Consider the following 6,541-nt stretch of genomic DNA (forward strand, 5'->3'; position numbering starts at 1 on the left):
GAAGAAAAGTATGGTAATTAAACAGGTAGAGCTGCAGCACGTCTGCGGAATCACCAGTAAACTGCCGGATACCGGTCAGGTGGAAGTGGCATTCGCGGGAAAATCCAACGTTGGAAAATCTTCTCTCATCAATGCCCTGATGAACCGGAAATCGCTGGCGCGTACGAGTGCACAGCCGGGAAAGACACAGACCATCAACTACTACCACATTAATGAGGAAATGTATCTGGTGGATCTGCCGGGCTACGGTTTTGCGAGAGCCTCCGAGGAGGTCAAGGCGAAATGGGGCAAACTGATCGAGGATTACCTGCATCAGTCGAAGATGCTGCATGCGGTATTCCTTCTGATCGACATCCGCCATGCGCCGTCCAACAACGACCGCATTATGTACGACTGGATTCTGCGGAACGGCTATCAGCCGATCATCATTGCGACGAAACTGGATAAGATCAAACGCAGTCAGCTTCAGAAGCAGATCAAACTGATCCGCGAGACGCTGGAGGTCGAAAAAGATACGATTGTCATTCCGTTTTCTGCGGAGACGAAGCAGGGACGCGAGGAGATCTGGAATCTGATCGATGAAATCCGGGCGGACGCAGAAGAAAGCGGGGAGTAAGGCCATGGGTATGATACGTGCGGCAGGCCTTGGATACGAATACCTCCGTTACGAGGAGGAAGGACAGGAGCCGGAAGCAACAAAGGCGATCGAGGATGTGAGCCTGGAAATCCAGAAAGGGCAGTTTATCGCAGTCCTCGGCCACAACGGAAGCGGAAAATCGACGCTTGCGAAACATATCAACGCCCTGCTTGTGCCGACGGAAGGCACGATGTGGGTGGACGACATGAAGACCTCGGATGAGGAGGATGTCTGGAAGATCCGCCAGAAGGCGGGCATGGTGTTCCAGAACCCGGATAACCAGATCATCGGAAACGTGGTGGAAGAGGATGTCGGCTTTGGGCCGGAAAACCTCGGCGTGCCGACCGATGAGATCTGGAAACGGGTGGAGGAGAGCCTTGCGGCGACCGGTATGATTTCGTACCGCGCCCACTCTCCGAACAAGCTCTCCGGCGGCCAGAAGCAGCGTGTGGCAATTGCGGGAGTAATGGCCATGCAGCCGGAATGCATCGTCCTCGACGAGCCGACCGCGATGCTGGATCCGAACGGACGAAAGGAAGTCCTCCGTGCGGTGCGGAAGCTGAACGAGGAGAAAGGCGTGACGGTCATTCTGATTACACATTACATGGAAGAGGTCGTTTTTGCGGACCGTGTGTTCGTCATGGACGGCGGAAAACTGGTAATGCAGGGGACGCCAAGAGAGATTTTCTCGGAAGTGGAAAAATTAAAAGAACTCCGCCTCGACGTACCCCAGGTGACACTGTTGGCTTATGAACTGAGAAAAAGCGGTGTGGATCTCCCGAAAGGGATTCTGACCACCGATGAACTGGTGAATGCATTATGTCATTGAAACTTGAAGATGTAACGTACACATACAGCCCGGGGACGGCATATGAAATGCACGCCCTGGAGCATGTCAACCTTGAAATCCCGAATGGTCAGTTTGTGGGCATCATCGGCCACACGGGAAGCGGAAAATCGACGCTGGTGCAGCACCTGAACGGCCTCATCCGCCCGACATCAGGACGGGTGCTGTATGACGGCGAGGATATCTGGAAAGAGGGATATCCTTTAAGAGAGCTTCGAAGCCACGTCGGACTGGTCTTCCAGTACCCGGAGCATCAGCTCTTTGAGACGGATGTCATTACGGATGTCTGCTTCGGCCCGAAAAACCAGGGACTTTCCCCAAAGGAGTGCAGAAAGCGTGCGGAAGAAGCGCTGGAGCACGTCGGATTTCCCAAAGAGATGTATGGAAAATCGCCGTTTGAACTTTCCGGCGGCCAGAAGCGCCGCGTGGCGATTGCCGGTGTGCTCGCGATGAACCCGGATTTTCTGGTTCTCGACGAGCCGACGGCAGGCCTTGACCCGAAGGGGCGCGATGAAATCCTTGACCAGCTGGCGCTGCTGCATGAGACGCGCGGCATTTCCGTTGTGCTCGTATCGCACAGCATGGAGGATATCGCAAAATATGTCGAGCGGATCATCGTTATGAATCACGGCCATGTGGCGTTTGATGATGAGCCGAAGAAAGTCTTCGCCCATTATAAAGAGCTCGAGGCAATCGGGCTTGCAGCGCCGCAGATGACGTATATTATGCATGCGTTAAAGGAACACGGCATGGATGTGGATATGACGGCGACGACGGTGGAAGAGGCGCGCGATACGATTCTTGCGGCGCTTGCAAAACAGAAGAAAAACGGGAAAGAAGGAGCAGAAGTATGTTAAGAGATATTACTCTGGGACAGTATTACCCGGCGGATTCCGTTCTGCACCGGCTGGACCCGCGTGTGAAATTTGTGGGAACACTCGCCTACGTGGTATCCCTCTTTCTGTTCCACAACTGGGGGTATCTGCTTGGAACGATCTTCCTTGCGGTGATGATCAAACTGTCGAAAGTGCCGTTCAGATTTATCACGAAGGGCCTGAAATCGATTTTTGTGCTGCTGGCGATCACGATGGTGTTCAACATCCTGTTTACGCCGGGCGAGGCGCTTGTCCATATCTGGAAAATCACGATCACCCGCGAGGGTGTGGCGATGGCATGCCGTATGTCGATCCGCCTGATTTACCTGATGATCGGCTCTTCGCTGATGACCTTAACGACAACGCCGAACCAGCTCACCGACGCGCTGGAGAGCCTGCTCGGACCGTTAAAAAAGATCCATGTGCCGGTGCATGAGATTTCGATGATGATGTCGATTGCACTCCGTTTTATCCCGATTCTCCTTGAGGAGACGGATAAGATCATGAAAGCGCAGATGGCACGCGGCGCGGATTTTGAGAGCGGAAATATCATCCAGAGAGTGAAGAATATGGTGCCGCTTCTGGTGCCGCTGTTCATCTCGGCCTTCCGCCGGGCAAACGATCTGGCGCTGGCGATGGAAGCGAGATGCTACCACGGAGGAGAGGGCAGAACACAGATGAAGCCGCTCCGGTACAAAACGCGCGATTATGCGGCGTACGGCGTACTCGTGGCATACCTTGTATGCAGTATCGGCCTGCGCGTGTGCGGATTCTGATGTTGAAGAAAACGGAGGGAAAGCATGCGCAGAATTAAGCTGATTGTGGCGTACGACGGAACGAATTACTGCGGCTGGCAGGTACAGCCGAATGGAATCACGGTCCAGGAAGTGCTGAATCGGGCGCTTTCGGACCTCTTTGGAAAAGAGACTGCCTGCATCGGCGCAAGCCGGACCGACGCGGGGGTGCATGCCCTCGGCAATGTTGCGGTGTTTGACACCGAGGCGAGAATGCCAGCGGACCGGATCGCGTTTGCCTTAAATACACGGCTCCCGGCGGATATCCGCATTCAGGGGTCGTCTGAGGTGCCGCTGGACTTTCATCCGCGGTTTACCTCGACCGTCAAAACGTATGAATACCGGATTTTAAACCGCACGTTTGCAGACCCGACGCGGCGGCTGAATTCGTACTTCTGGTATGGCGCACTCGATGTGGATGCGATGCGGCAGGCGGCTTCGTATCTGGTCGGCACGCATGATTTTAAAAGCTTTGCAACGGCAAAACCGGAGGTGACCGACACCGTCCGCACGATCTATGAGACGAGTGTGGAAAAAGAGGACGACCTGATCCGCTTCCGGATCACGGGAAACGGTTTTCTCTATAATATGGTGCGGATCATCACCGGAACACTTCTCGAGGTGGGAAAGGGCGATTATCCGCCGGAGAAAGTAAAAGAAATCCTTGCGGCAAAAGACCGTAAAATGGCGGGAGCCACGGCAAGACCCGAGGGTCTGACACTGGTGCGGATCCAGTATCCCGAATGGAATTTCGAATAACGCCCGAATTTGTCTTTTTGCTGAAAAAAATGTAATTTCTGGGTAAAAAACAGTTGACATTCCAAAATCCGTATAATATAATTACTAAATGTGTGACGTAGTTTGAAAACGCCGATGCCATAAGCCCCGGTAAGGCGGTTTCCTATATACATGAAACAGTAAATTGAATTTTTCACAGGAGGTTATATCCATGAACACCTTTATGGCAAATCCAGATAAGATTGAAAGAAAATGGTATGTTGTTGATGCAGAAGGATGTACATTAGGACGTCTGGCATCTGAAGTAGCAAAAGTATTACGTGGAAAAAACAAACCGGAGTACACTCCGCACGTAGATACTGGTGATTACGTAATCGTAATCAACGCTGATAAAGTAAAAGTAACCGGTAAAAAACTGGATCAGAAGATCTACTACAGCCACTCCGATTATGTTGGTGGTATGAAAGAAGCTACTCTTCGCGAGATGATGGCTAAGAAACCGGAGAAGGTTGTTGAACTTGCAGTGAAAGGCATGCTTCCAAAAGGACCTCTTGGAAGACAGATGTTCACAAAACTTCACGTATACGCTGGTGCAGAGCACGCTCATGCAGCTCAGAAACCAGAAGTATTAACATTTTAATAGGGAGGTAAAGAACATTGGCTAGCGCAAAATATTACGGAACCGGAAGAAGAAAAAAATCTATCGCAAGAGTATATCTTGTACCGGGAACTGGTAAAGTTACCATCAATAAAAGAGACATCGATGAGTATTTTGGTCTGGAGACCCTGAAAGTTATCGTTCGTCAGCCTCTGGCAGCTACAGAGACCGCTGATAAATTCGACGTGATCGTAAACGTTCACGGCGGCGGATACACAGGACAGGCAGGAGCAATCCGTCACGGTGTTGCACGTGCCCTTCTGACTGTAGACAACGACTACAGACCAGTTCTGAAAAAAGCAGGATTCCTGACTCGTGATCCTAGAATGAAAGAGCGTAAGAAGTACGGTCTCAAAGCAGCTCGTCGCGCTCCGCAGTTCAGCAAGCGATAATCGACTGCTCAGACTATATCAAAATGGTTCAAAAACCCCGGAAAATCAAGGTTTTCCGGGGTTTTCTTATACCCAAACGGGCTGATATAGTTTGACTTGATTTGACCTAACGAGAGTCGTTTTCACCCAATTTTTAGTGGTTAAATATAGGACAACCGGCAAAAATGGGGTCAAAAAACGGCCTTAGTGGTTAAAAAATAGGACAACCAGAGAGTAATTTCGGGGGTATTTTTGAGGGTGATTTTGGCACTCTCAGACACCGGATTTTTCGCTGGAGAGTTTGGCATAATCTGACCAAATTTGAACAATTAAATACGATTCTAATGCAGGCACTCAGTAACAAATAACTGGGTGCTTTTTTATTTCAGAGATTCCGGCGTTAGAAAGGGCCGTCACTTTACGATTTTTGAAGTGGCGGCTTTTTCTATTTCCAGAAACAACAGTAACAATCAGAAATGAGGTGAAGTCATGAACACACAAATCATCGCCATCGCCAACCAGAAAGGGTGCTATGTGCCAGTGGCACATGTTCAGCACCGACCGGAGCGGGAGCGGAGAAGCGTTGGCAAAACAACAACCTGTGCGAACTTGGGAATAGGTCTGGCACAGGCCGGAAAGAAAGTGCTTCTGATCGACGGGGACCCGCAAGGGAGCCTGACAATCAGCCAGGATGGGCATTTGAATATTGATGTGATGCGTGTCATCATGGGTGAGGAAAAGAAAAGCGATCTGGATCGAGTGACATTTACCTCTGACACCTTGCGGAAGTATTTCCCTAAAAGCTATACGCCCCAACGGATGCAGGAAACCATCATCAAGCTGCTGGAGGCATGGCAGAAAAAGCGTCAGAGAGACCAGGAGCGATGAAAGGAGCAGCCTATGAAAGATATTTCAGCAAGGGAGCTGAAAGGATATAACATTTTTGCGGTGGGACGCTTTAAGGACAGCACCCGGTGGATGATTGAGTTTGTTGTTCTCCGTCCGTGTAGTGCTTACGGGAGCAGGGGGGATGAAATGCGCCTGTTTCTTGCAGAGGACAGCTATCAGAACGCTCTCCAAGATCATCAACGCCGAGAAATCAAAATCAAGCGGTATGCCCGTGTTGTTGAGGGACACATTCTCGATTTCAAGCCGGGAAAGAAATGTACAAGAAAATATAGAGAAAGTTGAACGCCACAATTCTTTGATTTAGGATTGTGGCGTTTTTTATATCCAAAAGTCGGAAGGAGTGAGGTCGATGGCCGTTTTTCGCATTGAACGGACTCGTGATTATACTGTGATGAGCAATCACCATTTACGAAATGCCAATTTGTCGCTGAAAGCAAAAGGACTGCTTTCCATGATGCTGTCTTTACCGGAGGACTGGAACTATACCACCCGTGGACTTGCGAAAATCTGTAAAGAGGGTGTGGATTCCATTGGTGGTGCGTTGCGGGAATTGGAGGCTGCCGGTTACATTGTGCGGCACAAACTACGTGATCGGCAGGGACGCATCAGCGATACAGAGTATGTCATATACGAGCAGCCACAGCTTAGAAAACCGGATACGGATTCACCAGATACGGAAAACCCGTATATGGATAAACCGGATACGGAAAAG

10 protein-coding genes are annotated in these 6,541 nt (G+C 50.5%); all 10 read left to right on the forward strand.

Features of this window, described 5'->3' with window-relative positions; all coding sequences use genetic code 11:
* Positions 1–10 precede the first annotated feature (10 nt).
* Positions 11–616 carry a ribosome biogenesis GTP-binding protein YihA/YsxC gene (yihA, locus tag ACY2VT_RS08665; RefSeq protein ID WP_461874197.1) on the forward strand — a complete coding sequence of 202 codons (606 nt, stop codon included), beginning with the start codon at positions 11–13 and terminating at the stop codon, positions 614–616.
* A gap of 4 nt (positions 617–620) precedes the next feature.
* Positions 621–1,466 carry an energy-coupling factor transporter ATPase gene (locus tag ACY2VT_RS08670; RefSeq protein ID WP_461874199.1) on the forward strand — a complete coding sequence of 282 codons (846 nt, stop codon included), beginning with the start codon at positions 621–623 and terminating at the stop codon, positions 1,464–1,466.
* A complete protein-coding gene (locus ACY2VT_RS08675; protein WP_461879597.1) occupies positions 1,457–2,341 on the forward strand; it encodes an energy-coupling factor transporter ATPase in 885 nt (294 codons plus the stop codon). The genes ACY2VT_RS08670 and ACY2VT_RS08675 overlap by 10 nt, the downstream gene beginning before the upstream one ends.
* Complete coding sequence (locus ACY2VT_RS08680; protein WP_461879598.1) at positions 2,335–3,135, forward strand: energy-coupling factor transporter transmembrane component T family protein; 801 nt, start codon at positions 2,335–2,337, stop codon at positions 3,133–3,135. The genes ACY2VT_RS08675 and ACY2VT_RS08680 overlap by 7 nt, the downstream gene beginning before the upstream one ends.
* A gap of 24 nt (positions 3,136–3,159) precedes the next feature.
* Positions 3,160–3,912 (forward strand): tRNA pseudouridine(38-40) synthase TruA, encoded by a 753-nt coding sequence (truA, locus tag ACY2VT_RS08685; protein WP_461877485.1) that lies wholly within the window; start codon positions 3,160–3,162, stop codon positions 3,910–3,912.
* A 190-nt stretch (positions 3,913–4,102) separates the two neighbouring features.
* Complete coding sequence (gene rplM / locus ACY2VT_RS08690; RefSeq protein WP_461874203.1) at positions 4,103–4,531, forward strand: 50S ribosomal protein L13; 429 nt, start codon at positions 4,103–4,105, stop codon at positions 4,529–4,531.
* Positions 4,532–4,548: 17 nt separating this feature from the next.
* A complete protein-coding gene (gene rpsI, locus ACY2VT_RS08695; protein ID WP_055219853.1) occupies positions 4,549–4,941 on the forward strand; it encodes a 30S ribosomal protein S9 in 393 nt (130 codons plus the stop codon).
* Between the two features lie 468 nt (positions 4,942–5,409).
* Positions 5,410–5,808: a ParA family protein gene (locus ACY2VT_RS08700; RefSeq protein WP_461879599.1), complete on the forward strand. Its 399-nt coding sequence runs from the start codon at positions 5,410–5,412 to the stop codon at positions 5,806–5,808.
* A 12-nt stretch (positions 5,809–5,820) separates the two neighbouring features.
* Positions 5,821–6,111: a DUF5720 family protein gene (locus ACY2VT_RS08705; RefSeq protein WP_461879600.1), complete on the forward strand. Its 291-nt coding sequence runs from the start codon at positions 5,821–5,823 to the stop codon at positions 6,109–6,111.
* Positions 6,112–6,178: 67 nt separating this feature from the next.
* Positions 6,179–6,541: helix-turn-helix domain-containing protein (locus tag ACY2VT_RS08710; RefSeq protein WP_461879601.1), on the forward strand; the 363-nt coding region annotated here is incomplete at its 3' end.

Origin of the sequence: Fusicatenibacter sp., from assembly GCF_050872605.1 — a bacterium.
Taxonomy (GTDB): Bacteria; Bacillota; Clostridia; order Lachnospirales; family Lachnospiraceae; genus Fusicatenibacter.

What these genes read in the sequence shown, in the direction of transcription:
- yihA (WP_461874197.1), top strand. Translation starts at nt 11, where the DNA reads ATGGTAATTAAACAGGTAGAGCTGCAGCACGTCTGCGGAATCACCAGT.
- ACY2VT_RS08670 (WP_461874199.1), top strand. Translation starts at nt 621, where the DNA reads ATGGGTATGATACGTGCGGCAGGCCTTGGATACGAATACCTCCGTTAC.
- ACY2VT_RS08675 (WP_461879597.1), top strand. Translation starts at nt 1,457, where the DNA reads ATGTCATTGAAACTTGAAGATGTAACGTACACATACAGCCCGGGGACG.
- ACY2VT_RS08680 (WP_461879598.1), top strand. Translation starts at nt 2,335, where the DNA reads ATGTTAAGAGATATTACTCTGGGACAGTATTACCCGGCGGATTCCGTT.
- truA (WP_461877485.1), top strand. Translation starts at nt 3,160, where the DNA reads ATGCGCAGAATTAAGCTGATTGTGGCGTACGACGGAACGAATTACTGC.
- rplM (WP_461874203.1), top strand. Translation starts at nt 4,103, where the DNA reads ATGAACACCTTTATGGCAAATCCAGATAAGATTGAAAGAAAATGGTAT.
- ACY2VT_RS08700 (WP_461879599.1), top strand. Translation starts at nt 5,410, where the DNA reads ATGAACACACAAATCATCGCCATCGCCAACCAGAAAGGGTGCTATGTG.
- ACY2VT_RS08705 (WP_461879600.1), top strand. Translation starts at nt 5,821, where the DNA reads ATGAAAGATATTTCAGCAAGGGAGCTGAAAGGATATAACATTTTTGCG.